A 14,158-nucleotide genomic window follows, 5' to 3' on the forward strand; every position below is an offset into this window, starting at 1 on the left:
ACGCCGATGCGCTCCGGAGTGATCGCACAAAAGGTCGGGATGACGCGGGTCTTTACAGAGGCCGGCGAACATATCCCCGTGACCGTGCTGAAGCTCGGCAATTGCCAGGTCTTAGGCCACCGCACCGAAGAGAAGAACGGTTATGTCGCGCTCCAGCTTGGTTCTGGCAGCCGCAAGACCGTGTACATGCCCAAGGCAGAGCGCGGCCAGTTCGCGGTCGCCAAGGTCGAGCCGAAGCGGCAGGTCGAGGAGTTCCGCGTTTCCGCGGATGCCATGATCCCCGTGGGCGCCGAGATCCTCGCCGACCACTTCGTCGTCGGCCAGTTCGTCGACGTCACCGGCACCTCGGTCGGTAAGGGGTTTGCCGGCGGCATGAAGCGCTGGAACTTCGGCGGTCTGCGCGCCACCCACGGCGTGTCGGTCTCGCATCGCTCGATCGGTTCGACCGGCGGTCGTCAAGATCCCGGCAAGACCTGGAAGAACAAGAAGATGCCCGGCCACATGGGTGTCGACCGCATCACCACGCTCAACCTCCGCGTCGTTCAGCTCGACGTCGAGCGTGGCCTGATCCTCGTCGAAGGCGCCGTTCCCGGCTCCAAGGGCGGCTGGATCCGCGTGCGCGACGCCGTCAAGAAGCCGTTGCCGAAGGAAGCTCCGAAGCCCGGCAAGTTCAAGGTTGCAGGCGGCGAAGCGGAAGCCTCGGCCCAGCAAGAGGGTGCGTGAGATGGAATTGAAGGTCACCACCCTCGAGGGCAAGGAAGCCGGCTCCGTCCAGCTCTCCGACGCCATTTTCGGCCTCGAGCCGCGCCAGGACATCATTGCGCGTTGCGTGCAGTGGCAGCTCAACAAGCGTCAGGCCGGCACTCACAAGGCCAAGGGCCGCGCCGAGATCTGGCGCACCGGCAAGAAGATGTACAAGCAGAAGGGCACCGGTGGTGCTCGTCACGGCTCGGCCCGCGTGCCGCAGTTCCGCGGCGGCGGTCGTGCCTTCGGTCCGGTCGTGCGCTCGCACGCCACCGACCTGCCGAAGAAGGTCCGCGCGCTCGCTCTCAAGCATGCGCTCTCGGCCAAGGCCAAGGACGGTGATCTGCTCGTGATCGACAAAGCCGCGCTGGAGGCCGCCAAGACCAAGGCGCTGCTCGGCCACTTCTCGGGTCTGGGGCTCACCAACGCGCTGATCATCGACGGCGCCGAGCTCAACAACGGCTTTGCCGCTGCGGCCCGCAACATCCCGAACATGGACGTGCTGCCGATCCAGGGCATCAACGTCTATGACATCCTGCGCCGTCAGAAGCTCGTTCTGACCAAGGCCGCCATCGATGCGCTGGAGGCGCGCTTCAAATGACGAAGAACATCGAGGCTCGGCATTACGACGTGATCGTCGCCCCGGTCGTCACCGAAAAGGCGACGCTGGCGTCCGAGCACAACAAGGTCCTGTTCAAGGTGGCCGCCAAGGCGACCAAGCCGCAGATCAAGGAAGCGATCGAGAAGCTGTTTGACGTCAAGGTCAAGAGCGTCAACACGCTGGTCCGCAAGGGCAAGACCAAGGTCTTCCGCGGCAATCTCGGCTCGCAGTCGAACACCAAGCGCGCGATCGTGACCCTCGAAGAGGGTCATCGGATCGACGTGACCACCGGTCTGTAAGGTCGCACGACGATGGCACTGAAGAAATTCAATCCCACGACACCGGGCCAGCGCCAGCTGGTCATGGTCGATCGTTCAGCCCTCTACAAGGGCAAGCCGGTCAAGGCGCTCACCGAAGGCAAGCACTCCTCGGGCGGTCGCAACAACACCGGTCGCATCACCGTGCGCTTCCGCGGCGGCGGTCACAAGCAGACCCTGCGCATCGTCGACTTCAAGCGCGACAAGGTCGATGCGCCCGCGACCGTCGAGCGGCTGGAATACGATCCGAACCGCACCGCGTTCATCGCGCTGGTCAAGTACGAAGACGGCACCCAGGCCTATATCCTGGCGCCGCAGCGTCTGGCAGTCGGCGATTCCGTGGTGGCCGGCAACTATGTCGACGTGAAGCCGGGCAACGTCATGCCGCTCGGCAACATGCCGGTCGGGACGATCATCCACAACATCGAGGTCAAGATCGGGAAGGGCGGCCAGCTCGCCCGCTCCGCCGGGACCTACGCCCAGCTCGTCGGCCGCGACCAGGACTACGTCATCATCCGCCTGAACTCGGGCGAGCAGCGTCTCGTGCACGGCCGTTGCCGCGGCACGATCGGCGCGGTGTCGAACCCGGATCACATGAATACCTCGATCGGCAAGGCCGGCCGCAACCGTTGGCTGGGCCGCAAGCCGCATAACCGCGGCGTGTCGATGAACCCGATCGACCATCCGCACGGCGGTGGTGAAGGTCGTACCTCGGGCGGTCGTCACCCGGTCACCCCGTGGGGCAAGCCGACCAAGGGCAAGAAGACCCGCAGCAACAAGTCGACCAACAAATTCATTCTCCTAAGCCGCCACAAGCGGAAGAAGTAAGGAACGCCGGACATGGTTCGTTCAGTCTGGAAAGGCCCGTTCGTCGAGGGTTCTCTGCTCAAGAAGGCAGATGCCGCGCGCGCGTCCGGCCGTCACGACGTCATCAAGATCTGGAGCCGTCGCTCGACGATCCTGCCGCAGTTCGTCGGCCTGACCTTCGGCGTCTACAACGGTCAGAAGCACGTGCCGGTGGCCGTCAACGAGGAAATGGTCGGTCACAAGTTCGGGGAGTTCTCGCCGACCCGGACCTTCCATGGCCACTCCGGTGACAAGAAAGCCAAGAAGGCTTGAGGATTAAACGATGAGCAAACCTAAGCGCGAACGGAGCCTCGCCGAGAACGAGGCCAAGGCGGTCGCCCGGATGCTGCGGGTGAGCCCGCAGAAGCTCAATCTGGTCGCCCAGCTCATTCGCGGCCGGAAGGCTTCCGCTGCGCTCGCCGACCTGCAGTTTTCGCGCAAGCGGATCGCGGTTGACGTGAAGAAGTGCCTGGAATCGGCTATCGCCAATGCCGAGAACAACCACGATCTCGACGTCGACGATCTCGTCGTGGCGCAAGCCTTCGTCGGCAACGGCCTCGTGATGAAGCGCTTTGCCGCCCGCGGCCGTGGCCGCTCGGGCCGTGTCTACAAACCATTTTCGCAGCTGACGATCATTGTTCGTCAGGTCGAAGCCGAGCAGCAGCGGCTTAAGGGTCGCAGGAGAAAACGATGGGTCAAAAGATCAATCCGATCGGTCTGCGTCTCGGCATCAACCGGACCTGGGATTCCCGCTGGTTCGCCGGCAAGCAGGAATACGGCAAGCTGTTGCACGAGGACGTCAAGATCCGTGAGATCCTGCACAAGGAGCTCAAGCAGGCGGCCGTCGCCCGCATCGTGATCGAGCGTCCGCACAAGAAGTGCCGCGTCACCATCCACTCGGCTCGTCCGGGCGTGGTGATCGGCAAGAAGGGCGCCGACATCGACAAGCTTCGCAAGAAGGTCGCGGACATCACCTCGTCCGACGTCGTCATCAACATCGTCGAAATCCGCAAGCCGGAGCTCGATGCGACGCTGGTGGCCGAATCGATCGCGCAGCAGCTCGAGCGCCGCGTCGCGTTCCGCCGCGCCATGAAGCGCGCCGTTCAGTCGGCGATGCGTCTCGGCGCGGAAGGCATCCGCATCAACTGCTCGGGTCGTCTGGGCGGTGCGGAAATCGCGCGCATGGAGTGGTACCGCGAAGGTCGCGTGCCGCTGCACACGCTGCGCGCCGACATCGACTACGGCGTTGCGACCGCGTTCACGACCTTCGGCACCTGCGGCGTCAAGGTCTGGATCTTCAAGGGCGAGATCCTCGAGCACGATCCGATGGCCCAGGACAAGAGAATGGCCGAAGGCGAGACGGGCGGCAGTGGTGATCGTGGCGGCCGTCAGCGCCGCGACAACGCTGCGGCCTGACGCCAGCACAGAGAATTTGAGGGCTTGAAGCCATGATGCAACCTAAGAAAACGAAGTTCCGGAAGGCGCATAAGGGCCGGATTCACGGCGTTGCGACTTCGGGCGCGACGTTGGCGTTCGGCCAGTTCGGCCTGAAGGCGACCGAGCCTGAGCGCGTCACCGCGCGCCAGATCGAAGCCGCCCGCCGCGCGCTGACCCGCCACATGAAGCGTGCCGGTCGCGTCTGGATCCGCGTGTTCCCCGACGTTCCGGTGTCGAAGAAGCCCGCCGAAGTCCGCATGGGCTCCGGCAAGGGTGCGCCGGAACTGTGGGTCGCGCGTGTCAAGCCGGGCCGGGTGCTGTTCGAGATCGACGGCGTCAACACCCAGACGGCGCGTGAGGCGCTGACGCTGGCGGCCGCCAAGCTGCCGATCAAGACGCGCTTCGTCGAGCGCATTGCGGAGTAATGGCCATGGTCCAGATGAAGATCGAAGATATCCGCGCGATGAGCCCCGACCAGCAGGACGACGCCGTCCTGAACCTGAAGAAGGAGCGCTTCAACCTGCGCTTCCAGCGTGCCACCGGGCAGCTCGAGAACACCTCGCGCCTGCGCGAGGCCCGTCGTGACATCGCCCGGATCAAGACCGTCGCCGCGCAAGCGCGCGCGAAGAAGAAGTAAGGGGCTAACGGATATGCCGAAACGTACTTTGCAAGGCGTGGTCGTCAGCGACAAGACTGCCAAGACCGTCGTGGTGCGCGTCGATCGCCGCTTCACGCATCCGATCTACAAGAAGACGATCCGCCGTTCGAAGAACTACCACGCGCATGACGAGAACAACGAGTTCAAGCCGGGCGACATGGTGTGGATCGAGGAATCGAAGCCGATCTCGAAGTTGAAGTCCTGGATCGTGATCCGGGGCGAGCACAAGAAAAGCGCCTGATCTGTTGGCCTTGGCCGACTGACTTCAGGGAAATGTTGAGCGTCGGCTAGGCTGGCGCAAAAAGAAGAGGACGAGGTGCATCAATGATTCAGATGCAGACCAACCTCGACGTGGCCGATAATTCCGGCGCACGCCGTGTCATGTGTATCAAGGTGCTCGGGGGCTCCAAGCGCCGCTACGCCACGATCGGCGACATCATCGTCGTCTCGATCAAGGAAGCGATTCCGCGCGGCAAGGTGAAGAAGGGCGACGTGATGAAGGCCGTCGTGGTGCGTGTCCGCAAGGACATCCGCCGCGCCGACGGTTCGGTCATCCGCTTCGACCGCAACGCCGCCGTCCTGATCAACAATCAGTCCGAGCCGGTCGGCACCCGCATCTTCGGGCCCGTGCCGCGCGAGCTGCGTGGCAAGAACCACATGAAGATCATCTCGCTCGCGCCGGAGGTGCTGTGATGGCTGCGAAGATCCGCAAGGGCGACAAGGTCGTCATGCTGACGGGCCGCGACAAGGGTCGCACCGGCGAAGTGTTCGAAGTGCGTCCCGACGCCGGTACCGCGCTGGTGCGCGGCATCAACATGGTCAAGCGTCACCAGAAGCAGACGCAGGCGCAGGAGGGCGGCATCATCTCGAAAGAGGCGCCGGTCCAACTGTCCAACATCGCGTATGTCGGCAAGGATGGAAAGCCGACCCGCGTCGGATTCAAGATTCTGGCGGACGGCAAGAAAGTCCGCATCGCCAAGCGCTCGGGAGCTGAGATCGATGGCTGAGGCCGCTTACACGCCGCGTCTGCGCGCGGAATATGACGCGAAGATCCGCACGGCGATGACCGAGAAGTTCGGTTATGAGAACGTGATGCAGGTTCCGCGTCTGGACAAGATCGTGCTGAACATGGGTGTTGGCGATTCCGTCAACGACCGCAAGAAGGCGGAGACCGCCGCTGCCGAGCTGACCCTCATCGCCGGCCAGAAGGCGATCGTGACCTACTCGCGTATCGCGATCGCGACCTTCAAGCTGCGTGAGAATCAGCCGATCGGCTGCAAGGTCACGCTGCGCAAGGCCCGCATGTACGAGTTCATCGATCGCCTGGTGACGGTCGCGCTGCCGCGCGTCCGCGACTTCCGCGGCCTGAATCCGAAGAGCTTTGACGGTCGCGGCAACTACTCGCTCGGCATCAAGGAACACATCATTTTCCCCGAGATCGACTTCGACAAGGTCACGGAAGCCCGCGGTATGGACATCACCGTCTGCACCACGGCCAAGACCGACGAAGAGGCGAGGGCCTTGTTGACCGCTTTCAATTTCCCGTTCCGGCAGTGAGACGCTGACCTAAAGCCTCTCAAACGCGGATACCCAGGAGCCAAGCATGGCAAAGAAGAGTTCAGTCGAGAAGAACAACCGGCGCAAGCGGATGGTGAAGAACGCCGCCCCGAAGCGCGAGCGGTTGAAGGCGATCATCGCCGACAAGACGCTGCCGATGGAGGAGCGGTTCGCCGCGACCCTGAAGCTTGCGGAAATGCCGCGCAATTCGTCGGCCACCCGCGTTCGCCTGCGTTGCGAGCTGTCGGGCCGCCCGCGCTCGAACTACCGCAAGAACAAGCTGTCCCGTATCGCGCTGCGCGACTGGCTCCAAGGGCATGGTCCCGGGCCTCGTGAAGTCGAGCTGGTAAGGAGGGTCGTTTAGATGTCTACGCACGATCCAATCAGCGATCTGATCACCCGCATCCGCAACGCGCAGATGCGTGCCAAGAGCAAGGTCTCCACGCCTGGCTCGAAGATGCGCGAGAACGTCCTCGAAGTGCTGAAGAGCGAGGGCTACATCCGTGGTTACGCCACGCTCGAGCATTCCTCGGGCCGCAGCGAGATCGAGATCGAGCTGAAGTATTTCGACGGCGAGCCCGTCATCCGCGAGATCGAACGTGTCTCCAAGCCCGGGCGTCGCGTTTACGCCTCGGTGAAGAACCTGCCGCGGGTCAATAACGGACTCGGTATTTCGGTGTTGTCGACGCCGAAGGGGATCATGGCCGACCACAGTGCGCGTGAAGCGAACGTGGGCGGTGAAGTCCTCTTCACGGTGTTCTGAGAAGGATTTTTGATCCATGTCACGTGTTGGCAAAAGGCCTGTGGCGGTGCCGTCCGGTGTGACCGCGACCGTCGATGGGCAGACCGTCAAGATGAAGGGCCCCAAGGGCCAGCTTCAGTTCATCGTCCATGACGATGTCGAGGTGAAGCTCGAGAACGGCCAGGTCAAGGTGAACCCGCGGGTCGAGACCAATCGCGCGCGCGCCTTGTACGGCACCGCTCGCGCCCAGGTCGCGAATCTGGTCGAAGGCGTCACCAAGGGCTTCGAGAAGAAGCTCGAGATCACCGGCGTCGGTTATCGCGCCGCGATGCAGGGCAAGAACCTGCAGCTCGCGCTCGGTTACAGCCACGACGTGGTCTATGCGATCCCGGAAGGGATCACGATCACCGTGCCGAAGCCGACCGAGATCACGGTGACGGGCAGCGACATCCAGCGCGTCGGCCAGGTCGCCGCCGAGATCCGCTCCTATCGTCCGCCGGAGCCCTACAAGGGCAAGGGCGTGAAGTATGTTGGCGAATTCATCTTCCGCAAGGAAGGCAAGAAGAAGTAACGGAGCCGGTCATGTCCAAAGCCAAGGTTACCAATGCCCGGCGCAAGCGGAGTGTGCGGCTGAAGCTGCGCCGCTCCGGTGCTGGCCGCCCGCGTCTGTCGGTGTTCCGCTCGTCCAAGCACATCTACGCCCAGGTCATCGACGACCTGAAAGGCGAGACGCTGGCCTCTGCCTCGTCGCTCGAGAAGTCGATGCGCGACGGCGGCAAGACCGGCGCCGACATCGATGCAGCGAAGGCGGTCGGCAAGTTGCTGGCCGAGCGCGCCGCCGAGAAGGGCGTCAAGGAAGTCGTGTTCGATCGCGGCAGCTATCTCTACCACGGGCGCGTGAAGGCTCTTGCCGACGCTGCGCGTGAGAGTGGGCTGAGCTTCTAACAGAATTTGAGGATTGAGGCGTAAGCCTCTGAAGGATTGGAAAAATGGCAGAACGCGAACAACGTGGTGGACGCGATCAACGCGGCGGCGGACGTGACCGTCAGCAGCGCGAGGAGCGCGACAGCGAGTTCGTCGACAAGCTCGTCCACATCAATCGCGTGGCCAAGGTCGTCAAGGGCGGCAAGCGCTTCGGTTTCGCAGCGCTCGTCGTGATCGGCGACCAGAAGGGCCGCGCCGGCTTCGGTCACGGCAAGGCGCGCGAAGTGCCCGAGGCGATCCGCAAGGCGACCGAATCCGCCAAGCGCAATCTGACCCGCGTGTCGCTGCGCGAGGGCCGTACGCTGCATCACGACATCGCCGGCCGTCATGGCGCGGGCCGTGTCTATCTGCGTGCCGCTCCGGCCGGTACCGGCATCATCGCCGGCGGTCCGATGCGCGCCGTGTTCGAGACGCTCGGCGTCCAGGACGTGGTGGCGAAGTCGATCGGCTCCTCGAACCCCTACAACATGGTTCGCGCGACCTTCGATGCGCTGAAGCACCAGGACAGCCCGCGTTCGGTCGCGGCGCGTCGCAACATCAAGGTGTCCACCCTCCAGGGTCGTCGCGTCGGCGGCGATGCCGAGGCGGCTGCGGACTAACGAACGCTTTTCGGAGTAGACCACGATGGCCAAGGCCGCAAAGACGATCAAGCTCGAGCAGACCGGCAGCGCGATCCGCCGCCATCACTCGCAGCGTTCGACGCTGATCGGGCTCAAGCTCAACAAGATCGGCCGCACCAGCGAACTGCCGGACACTCCGGCGATCCGCGGCATGATCGAAAAGGTTCACCATCTCGTTCGCATTGTCGACGAGAAGTAAAATTGCGCGCATGATCCCGAAAACTGGATACCGGTTTTCGGACCAGATCATGCGCAAAACACAAGGAGCAGGGCGATGAAGCTCAGCGATATCGCCGACAATGCCGGCTCGCGCAAGAAGCGCATGCGCGTCGGCCGTGGCATCGGTTCGGGCAAGGGCAAGCAGTCCGGCCGTGGCGGCAAGGGTCAGACCGCGCGTTCGGGCGTGCGCATCAAGGGTTTCGAAGGCGGCCAGATGCCGATGCATCGCCGTCTGCCGAAGCGCGGCTTCAACAACATCTTCCGCGTCGAGTTCGCCGAGATCAATCTCGACCGGCTCCAGGATGCGATCGATGCCAAGAAGCTCGACACCGGCAGCGTCGTGAACGTCGAGGCCCTGGTGAAGGCCGGCGTGCTGCGCCGCGCCAAGGCCGGCCTGCGGCTGCTCGGCCGCGGCGAGCTCAAGGCCAAGCTGAACATCGAAGTGCACGGCGCCACCAAGACCGCGATCGAAGCGGTCGAGAAGGCCGGCGGTTCGGTGAAGATCCTCGCCCCTGCCAAGGAAGAAGGCGAGGCGGCGTAACAACTGCGTCATTGGCCCGCGCCTCGCGGGCCTTTGCGCATGCGGGACGATGGACTTATCGAAGCCGAAGCCCCAGATAACGTCCGGCGTCCGCTAGAATAGCCCGGCCGCGGGTATGACGGCGCAAAAGGCGGCGGGAGAAAGTCCAATATGGCCTCAGCAGCGGAACAACTGGCAGCCAATCTCAATTTCGGCGCGTTCGCCAAGGCCGACGAGCTGAAGAAGCGCATCTGGTTCACCCTGGGGGCGCTGCTCGTTTATCGGCTCGGCACCTACATCCCGCTGCCCGGCATCGATCCCAATATCTGGGAGCAGGTGTTCAAGTCGCAGGCAGGCGGGATCCTCGGCATGTTCAACATGTTCGCCGGCGGCGGCATCCACCGCATGGCGATCTTCGCGCTGAACATCATGCCTTACATCTCGGCCTCCATCATCATCCAGCTCCTGACCACCGTCTCGCCGCAGCTCGAGGCGCTGAAGAAGGAAGGTGAGTCCGGCCGCAAGCTGCTGAACCAGTACACCCGCTATCTGACCGTGATCCTGGCCGCGTTCCAGTCCTATGGCATTGCGGTAGGCCTCGAGGGTGCCGGCAACGTCGTCAGCGATCCCGGCATGTTCTTCCGTCTCTCCACCGCGATCACGCTGACCGGCGGCACCATGTTCCTGATGTGGCTGGGTGAGCAGATCACCTCGCGCGGCATCGGTAACGGCATCTCGCTGATTATCCTCTCCGGCATCGTCGCCGAGCTGCCCTCGGCGCTCGCCAACATGCTCGAGCTCGGCCGTCAGGGCGCGATGTCAACCGGCCTGATCCTGGTCGTGATCGTGATGGCGGTCGCCGTGATCGCCTTCATCGTGTTCATGGAGCGCGCCCAGCGCCGGCTCCTGATCCAGTATCCGAAGCGCCAGGTCGGCAACAAGATGTTCGAGGGCCAGTCCTCGCATCTGCCGCTCAAGCTCAACACCTCCGGCGTGATCCCGCCGATCTTCGCGTCCTCGCTGCTGTTGCTGCCGACGACGGTTGCGAACTTCAACGCGGGCAAAGGGCCGGAATGGTTCCAGTGGATCACGACCCAGCTCGGCCACGGCCGTCCGCTGTTCCTGATTCTCTATCTCGCGCTGATCGTCTTCTTCGCTTTCTTCTATACCGCGATCGTGTTCAACCCGACCGAAACCGCGGACAATCTGAAGAAGCATGGCGGCTTCATCCCGGGCATCCGTCCGGGCGAGCGCACCGCGGAATATATCGACTACGTGCTGTCGCGCATCACGGTGCTCGGCGCGATCTATCTGGCGATCGTGTGCTTGATCCCGGAAATTCTGATTTCCTACGCCTCGGTGCCATTCTACTTCGGCGGCACGTCGCTGCTGATCGTGGTCAGCGTCACCATGGACACGGTGGCGCAGGTGCAGGGTTATCTGCTGGCCCATCAGTATGAAGGCCTGATCCGCAAGTCGAAGCTCCGCGGCCGCCGCCGCTAAGACGCGGCGTCCTCTCAAGGCGGCGCGCCGGCGCCGCCGATTCGCCGCGCGAGCAACGCGCGGCGCCTGCCTGAGGCGATCAGCCAGTCATTCAGTCGCATCGGCAGAGCTGCTCTCACTGCCGTGCAATCACTGATTTCAAAGGCGTTCTTGGCGTCCGGGCATTTGCTCCCTTATGATATGGGTAGCGGTGCGGCGCCGATTATGGTTTGCACTGTTGTCAAACTTGAAACACGGGTGCGCGACGTATCGCTCACCAATCGGGGGGGCGTACGCCGATGAGAATTATCCTGCTGGGACCGCCGGGATCGGGCAAGGGGACCCAGGCGCAACTGCTGGTGCAACGCTATGGCATCGTCCAGCTTTCGACCGGTGAGATGTTGCGTGCAGCCGTCGCGACCGGAACGCCGGTCGGGCTGAAGGCCAAGGAGATCATGGCCAGCGGCGGGCTCGTGCCCGACGATGTCGTGGTTGGAATCATCTCCGACCGCATCGATCAGCCGGACGCGAGGCACGGTTTCATCCTCGATGGTTTCCCGCGCACCGAGCCGCAGGCCGAGGCGCTGGACGAACTGCTCAAGCACAAGCACATGAAGCTCGACGCCGTGATCGAGCTCCGCGTCAACGAGAGCGCCCTGCTGAGTCGCGTCGAGACCCGCGTCGCCCAGATGCGCGAGCGCGGAGAGGAGGTCCGGGTCGACGACACCCCGGAGGTCCTGACCAAGCGGTTAGCCAGCTACCGCAGCCAGACGGAACCGCTGATTCATTACTATTCCGAGCGTCGGAAGCTCTCCACCATCGACGGCATGATGGCCATCGACGAGGTCACCCGCGCCATCCACCGCCAGCTCCTGGCGCTCGGCGCGGTCGAACCCAAATCCCATGGCAAGAGCCATGCGCGTAGCGCGGCCAAGGCGGCGCCCGCCAAGACGGGGGCCAAGAAGGCCAAGACAGCCAAAAAGCCTGCCAAGAAGGCATTCAAGAAAGCAGCCAAAAAGCCGACGAAGACGGCCAAAAAGGCTCCCAAAGCGGCTAAATCCGCTAAAAAGGCCGCAAAGGGCGCCAAAAAGGCGGCCAAGAAGACAGCCAAGAAAGCGGTCAAAAAGACCGTCAGAAAAGGTTCGAACAAGGGTCCAAAAAAGGTCACGAAAAAGCGAGCCAAGCGCTAGCGGCGGTTGACGAAAGCCCCCTGAATCCCTTAATAAGCCCCGCATCCAAGTCGGATAGTTTCAAACGATGCCGGGCCCCAGGAAGACCAGGGGTGGGCGTCGTGTTCGCGTTTGTGAACACCTGCCCGAGAAACATAAGCACTTAAAGCCCGATTCCTGACGAGGGATCGGGGACAGGAGAGAAGGCCGTGGCCCGTATTGCCGGCGTGAACATTCCGACCAACAAGCGCGTGCTGATCGCGCTCCAGTACATCCATGGCATCGGCCAGAAGATCGCTGGTGAGATCCTCGAAAAGGTGAAGATCCCCGAGGATCGTCGCGTCAATCAGCTCAGCGACGCTGAGGTGCTCCAGATCCGCGAAGTGATCGACCGCGACTATCTCGTCGAGGGCGATCTGCGTCGTGAGGTCGGCATCAACATCAAGCGGCTGATGGACCTCGGCTGCTATCGCGGCCTGCGTCATCGTCGCGGTCTGCCGGTGCGCGGTCAGCGGACCCACACCAATGCGCGTACGCGCAAGGGCCCCGCCAAGGCAATCGCCGGCAAGAAGAAGTAAACTGGCGAATAGGGTTTGGCGAATGGCGAGTAGGGAGCGTCCCTATTCGCCATTCGCTACTCACCATCCGCTTCCACAGGTGTAGCCGCTGGCATTACGGCGGCGTTTGAGATCTCCAGGAAAGGTAGTCTATGGGCAAGGAAGCCACCCGCGTTCGTCGTCGTGAGCGCAAGAACATCGCCTCCGGCGTCGCGCACGTGAACTCGTCGTTCAACAACACGACCATCACCATCACCGACGCGCAGGGCAATACGATTGCGTGGTCCTCCGCCGGCACGATGGGGTTCAAGGGCTCGCGCAAGTCGACGCCGTATGCCGCGCAGGTCGCCGCCGAAGACGTGTCCAAGAAGGCGCAGGAACACGGCATGCGCACGCTGGAAGTCGAAGTCGCCGGTCCCGGTTCGGGCCGTGAGTCGGCGCTCCGCGCGCTGCAGGCGGCGGGCTTCACCGTCACCTCGATCCGCGACGTGACCACGATCCCGCACAACGGCTGCCGTCCGCGCAAGCGTCGGCGCGTCTGATACGAAGTTGCGGGCGCATCGTCGCCCGCGATGCTTTTTTAAGAAGCCGCGGGTTTGATCCGCGGCCTTTCTCCAACGCCAGTATTTGAATTTTCAAATCGACTGGCCTGTATGGGTGAAACAGTGACGATCCAGAAAAATTGGCAAGAACTGATTCGACCGAACAAGCTCCAGATTCAGCCCGGCAGCGATTCGACCCGCTTTGCGACCATCGTCGCCGAGCCGCTCGAGCGCGGCTTCGGCCAGACGCTCGGCAACGCGCTGCGCCGCATCCTGCTCTCCTCGCTCCAGGGCGCGGCGGTGCAGTCGGTGCACATCGACGGCGTGCTGCACGAGTTCTCCTCGATCGCTGGCGTCCGTGAGGACGTCACCGACATCGTGCTGAATATCAAGGACATCGCGATCAAGATGCAGGGCGAAGGCCCCAAGCGCATGGTCGTGAAGAAGCAGGGCCCGGGCGCTGTCACCGCCGGCGACATCCAGACCGTCGGCGACGTCGTAGTGCTCAATCCCGACTTGCAGATCTGCACCCTGGACGAGGGCGCCGAGATCCGCATGGAGTTCACGGTCGCGACCGGCAAGGGCTACGTGCCCGCCGAGCGCAACCGTCCCGAGGACGCGCCGATCGGCCTGATCCCTGTCGACAGCCTGTACTCGCCGGTCCGCAAGGTCTCCTACAAGGTCGAGAACACCCGCGAGGGCCAGATCCTCGACTACGACAAGCTGACCATGACGATCGAAACCAACGGTGCGCTGACGCCGGATGACTCCGTGGCTTACGCCGCCCGCATCCTGCAGGATCAGCTCAACGTGTTCGTCAACTTCGAAGAGCCGCGCAAGGAAGTCGCCCAGGAGATCATCCCGGACCTCGCCTTCAACCCGGCCTTCCTCAAGAAGGTGGACGAGCTCGAGCTGTCGGTACGTTCGGCCAACTGCTTGAAGAACGACAACATCGTCTACATCGGCGACCTCGTGCAGAAGTCGGAAGCGGAAATGCTCCGCACCCCGAACTTCGGCCGCAAGTCGCTGAACGAGATCAAGGAAGTGCTGGCCCAGATGGGTCTGCACCTCGGTATGGAAGTGCCGGGCTGGCCGCCGGAGAACATCGACGAGCTCGCCAAGCGCTTCGAGGATCACTACTAGGCGAAGAGGGAGTGGCGAAT

23 protein-coding genes and 2 pseudogenes are annotated in these 14,158 nt (G+C 63.2%); all 25 read left to right on the plus strand.

The features are described 5' to 3' along the window. Positions 1-6: 6 nt before the first annotated feature. The 25 genes and pseudogenes from rplC (at position 7) to ACTGJ9_RS21420 (ending at position 14,138) form a co-directional block, all read left to right on the plus strand. The gene (gene rplC, locus ACTGJ9_RS21300) at positions 7-723 is read left to right on the plus strand and encodes a 50S ribosomal protein L3 (protein ID WP_456672726.1); all 717 of its coding nucleotides are present in this window, start codon (positions 7-9) and stop codon (positions 721-723) included. A 1-nt stretch (position 724) separates the two neighbouring features. Beyond that, a complete protein-coding gene (rplD, locus tag ACTGJ9_RS21305) occupies positions 725-1,345 on the plus strand; it encodes a 50S ribosomal protein L4 (RefSeq protein WP_011088150.1) in 621 nt (206 codons plus the stop codon). Then, positions 1,342-1,644: a 50S ribosomal protein L23 gene (locus ACTGJ9_RS21310; RefSeq protein WP_027535292.1), complete on the plus strand. Its 303-nt coding sequence runs from the start codon at positions 1,342-1,344 to the stop codon at positions 1,642-1,644. The genes rplD and ACTGJ9_RS21310 overlap by 4 nt, the downstream gene beginning before the upstream one ends. A 12-nt stretch (positions 1,645-1,656) precedes the next feature. Beyond that, positions 1,657-2,490, plus strand: coding sequence for a 50S ribosomal protein L2 (gene rplB, locus ACTGJ9_RS21315; protein WP_128951222.1), 834 nt, complete (start codon positions 1,657-1,659; stop codon positions 2,488-2,490). A gap of 12 nt (positions 2,491-2,502) precedes the next feature. Continuing rightward, positions 2,503-2,781 (plus strand): 30S ribosomal protein S19, encoded by a 279-nt coding sequence (rpsS, locus tag ACTGJ9_RS21320; protein WP_008136357.1) that lies wholly within the window; start codon positions 2,503-2,505, stop codon positions 2,779-2,781. A 10-nt stretch (positions 2,782-2,791) separates the two neighbouring features. After that, positions 2,792-3,166, plus strand: a pseudogene (gene rplV, locus ACTGJ9_RS21325) (50S ribosomal protein L22); the annotation flags it as partial. Positions 3,167-3,198: 32 nt separating this feature from the next. Beyond that, entirely contained in the window at positions 3,199-3,924 is a 726-nt protein-coding gene (gene rpsC, locus ACTGJ9_RS21330; RefSeq protein ID WP_456672727.1) for a 30S ribosomal protein S3, read from the plus strand. 32 nt (positions 3,925-3,956) lie between these two features. Further along, a complete protein-coding gene (rplP, locus tag ACTGJ9_RS21335) occupies positions 3,957-4,370 on the plus strand; it encodes a 50S ribosomal protein L16 (protein ID WP_148750337.1) in 414 nt (137 codons plus the stop codon). Between the two features lie 5 nt (positions 4,371-4,375). Continuing rightward, positions 4,376-4,582 (plus strand): 50S ribosomal protein L29, encoded by a 207-nt coding sequence (rpmC, locus tag ACTGJ9_RS21340; RefSeq protein WP_456672728.1) that lies wholly within the window; start codon positions 4,376-4,378, stop codon positions 4,580-4,582. Between the two features lie 13 nt (positions 4,583-4,595). Continuing rightward, positions 4,596-4,844: a 30S ribosomal protein S17 gene (rpsQ, locus tag ACTGJ9_RS21345; protein WP_027535298.1), complete on the plus strand. Its 249-nt coding sequence runs from the start codon at positions 4,596-4,598 to the stop codon at positions 4,842-4,844. Between the two features lie 83 nt (positions 4,845-4,927). Next, the gene (gene rplN / locus ACTGJ9_RS21350; protein WP_456672729.1) at positions 4,928-5,296 is read left to right on the plus strand and encodes a 50S ribosomal protein L14; all 369 of its coding nucleotides are present in this window, start codon (positions 4,928-4,930) and stop codon (positions 5,294-5,296) included. Then, positions 5,296-5,610: a 50S ribosomal protein L24 gene (rplX, locus tag ACTGJ9_RS21355; protein WP_027535300.1), complete on the plus strand. Its 315-nt coding sequence runs from the start codon at positions 5,296-5,298 to the stop codon at positions 5,608-5,610. The genes rplN and rplX overlap by 1 nt, the downstream gene beginning before the upstream one ends. Beyond that, positions 5,603-6,160, plus strand: a complete 558-nt coding sequence (gene rplE, locus ACTGJ9_RS21360) for a 50S ribosomal protein L5 (protein WP_148770526.1) — start codon at positions 5,603-5,605, stop codon at positions 6,158-6,160. The genes rplX and rplE overlap by 8 nt, the downstream gene beginning before the upstream one ends. A gap of 46 nt (positions 6,161-6,206) precedes the next feature. Beyond that, positions 6,207-6,510: pseudogene (gene rpsN, locus ACTGJ9_RS21365) on the plus strand (30S ribosomal protein S14). A gap of 14 nt (positions 6,511-6,524) precedes the next feature. After that, entirely contained in the window at positions 6,525-6,923 is a 399-nt protein-coding gene (rpsH, locus tag ACTGJ9_RS21370) for a 30S ribosomal protein S8 (protein ID WP_027535303.1), read from the plus strand. 16 nt (positions 6,924-6,939) lie between these two features. Beyond that, on the plus strand, positions 6,940-7,473 hold the full coding sequence (gene rplF, locus ACTGJ9_RS21375) for a 50S ribosomal protein L6 (RefSeq protein WP_456672730.1): 534 nt from the start codon (positions 6,940-6,942) through the stop codon (positions 7,471-7,473). An 11-nt stretch (positions 7,474-7,484) separates the two neighbouring features. Beyond that, complete coding sequence (gene rplR / locus ACTGJ9_RS21380) at positions 7,485-7,847, plus strand: 50S ribosomal protein L18 (protein WP_027535305.1); 363 nt, start codon at positions 7,485-7,487, stop codon at positions 7,845-7,847. A 44-nt stretch (positions 7,848-7,891) separates the two neighbouring features. After that, on the plus strand, positions 7,892-8,485 hold the full coding sequence (gene rpsE / locus ACTGJ9_RS21385) for a 30S ribosomal protein S5 (protein ID WP_027535306.1): 594 nt from the start codon (positions 7,892-7,894) through the stop codon (positions 8,483-8,485). 25 nt (positions 8,486-8,510) lie between these two features. Beyond that, entirely contained in the window at positions 8,511-8,705 is a 195-nt protein-coding gene (rpmD, locus tag ACTGJ9_RS21390; protein WP_148770529.1) for a 50S ribosomal protein L30, read from the plus strand. Positions 8,706-8,780: 75 nt separating this feature from the next. Further along, a complete protein-coding gene (gene rplO / locus ACTGJ9_RS21395; RefSeq protein WP_456672731.1) occupies positions 8,781-9,266 on the plus strand; it encodes a 50S ribosomal protein L15 in 486 nt (161 codons plus the stop codon). A gap of 150 nt (positions 9,267-9,416) precedes the next feature. Further along, positions 9,417-10,748, plus strand: coding sequence for a preprotein translocase subunit SecY (gene secY, locus ACTGJ9_RS21400; RefSeq protein WP_456672732.1), 1,332 nt, complete (start codon positions 9,417-9,419; stop codon positions 10,746-10,748). A gap of 278 nt (positions 10,749-11,026) precedes the next feature. Then, positions 11,027-11,917 (plus strand): adenylate kinase, encoded by an 891-nt coding sequence (locus ACTGJ9_RS21405; protein ID WP_456672733.1) that lies wholly within the window; start codon positions 11,027-11,029, stop codon positions 11,915-11,917. A 188-nt stretch (positions 11,918-12,105) separates the two neighbouring features. Beyond that, complete coding sequence (gene rpsM / locus ACTGJ9_RS21410; RefSeq protein ID WP_014494511.1) at positions 12,106-12,474, plus strand: 30S ribosomal protein S13; 369 nt, start codon at positions 12,106-12,108, stop codon at positions 12,472-12,474. Positions 12,475-12,605: 131 nt separating this feature from the next. Next, on the plus strand, positions 12,606-12,995 hold the full coding sequence (rpsK, locus tag ACTGJ9_RS21415) for a 30S ribosomal protein S11 (RefSeq protein WP_007603045.1): 390 nt from the start codon (positions 12,606-12,608) through the stop codon (positions 12,993-12,995). Between the two features lie 111 nt (positions 12,996-13,106). Next, complete coding sequence (locus ACTGJ9_RS21420; protein ID WP_035972803.1) at positions 13,107-14,138, plus strand: DNA-directed RNA polymerase subunit alpha; 1,032 nt, start codon at positions 13,107-13,109, stop codon at positions 14,136-14,138. The last annotated feature ends 20 nt before the right edge of the window (positions 14,139-14,158 follow it).

The sequence above is a fragment of the Bradyrhizobium sp. RDM12 genome (assembly GCF_051917485.1).
In the GTDB taxonomy this organism is placed as follows: domain Bacteria; phylum Pseudomonadota; class Alphaproteobacteria; order Rhizobiales; family Xanthobacteraceae; genus Bradyrhizobium.

Coding starts and splice junctions, on each gene's coding strand:
- rplC (WP_456672726.1), top strand. CDS start 7: ATGCGCTCCGGAGTGATCGCACAAAAGGTCGGGATGACGCGGGTCTTT.
- rplD (WP_011088150.1), top strand. CDS start 725: ATGGAATTGAAGGTCACCACCCTCGAGGGCAAGGAAGCCGGCTCCGTC.
- ACTGJ9_RS21310 (WP_027535292.1), top strand. CDS start 1,342: ATGACGAAGAACATCGAGGCTCGGCATTACGACGTGATCGTCGCCCCG.
- rplB (WP_128951222.1), top strand. CDS start 1,657: ATGGCACTGAAGAAATTCAATCCCACGACACCGGGCCAGCGCCAGCTG.
- rpsS (WP_008136357.1), top strand. CDS start 2,503: ATGGTTCGTTCAGTCTGGAAAGGCCCGTTCGTCGAGGGTTCTCTGCTC.
- rpsC (WP_456672727.1), top strand. CDS start 3,199: ATGGGTCAAAAGATCAATCCGATCGGTCTGCGTCTCGGCATCAACCGG.
- rplP (WP_148750337.1), top strand. CDS start 3,957: ATGATGCAACCTAAGAAAACGAAGTTCCGGAAGGCGCATAAGGGCCGG.
- rpmC (WP_456672728.1), top strand. CDS start 4,376: ATGGTCCAGATGAAGATCGAAGATATCCGCGCGATGAGCCCCGACCAG.
- rpsQ (WP_027535298.1), top strand. CDS start 4,596: ATGCCGAAACGTACTTTGCAAGGCGTGGTCGTCAGCGACAAGACTGCC.
- rplN (WP_456672729.1), top strand. CDS start 4,928: ATGATTCAGATGCAGACCAACCTCGACGTGGCCGATAATTCCGGCGCA.
- rplX (WP_027535300.1), top strand. CDS start 5,296: ATGGCTGCGAAGATCCGCAAGGGCGACAAGGTCGTCATGCTGACGGGC.
- rplE (WP_148770526.1), top strand. CDS start 5,603: ATGGCTGAGGCCGCTTACACGCCGCGTCTGCGCGCGGAATATGACGCG.
- rpsH (WP_027535303.1), top strand. CDS start 6,525: ATGTCTACGCACGATCCAATCAGCGATCTGATCACCCGCATCCGCAAC.
- rplF (WP_456672730.1), top strand. CDS start 6,940: ATGTCACGTGTTGGCAAAAGGCCTGTGGCGGTGCCGTCCGGTGTGACC.
- rplR (WP_027535305.1), top strand. CDS start 7,485: ATGTCCAAAGCCAAGGTTACCAATGCCCGGCGCAAGCGGAGTGTGCGG.
- rpsE (WP_027535306.1), top strand. CDS start 7,892: ATGGCAGAACGCGAACAACGTGGTGGACGCGATCAACGCGGCGGCGGA.
- rpmD (WP_148770529.1), top strand. CDS start 8,511: ATGGCCAAGGCCGCAAAGACGATCAAGCTCGAGCAGACCGGCAGCGCG.
- rplO (WP_456672731.1), top strand. CDS start 8,781: ATGAAGCTCAGCGATATCGCCGACAATGCCGGCTCGCGCAAGAAGCGC.
- secY (WP_456672732.1), top strand. CDS start 9,417: ATGGCCTCAGCAGCGGAACAACTGGCAGCCAATCTCAATTTCGGCGCG.
- ACTGJ9_RS21405 (WP_456672733.1), top strand. CDS start 11,027: ATGAGAATTATCCTGCTGGGACCGCCGGGATCGGGCAAGGGGACCCAG.
- rpsK (WP_007603045.1), top strand. CDS start 12,606: ATGGGCAAGGAAGCCACCCGCGTTCGTCGTCGTGAGCGCAAGAACATC.
- ACTGJ9_RS21420 (WP_035972803.1), top strand. CDS start 13,107: ATGGGTGAAACAGTGACGATCCAGAAAAATTGGCAAGAACTGATTCGA.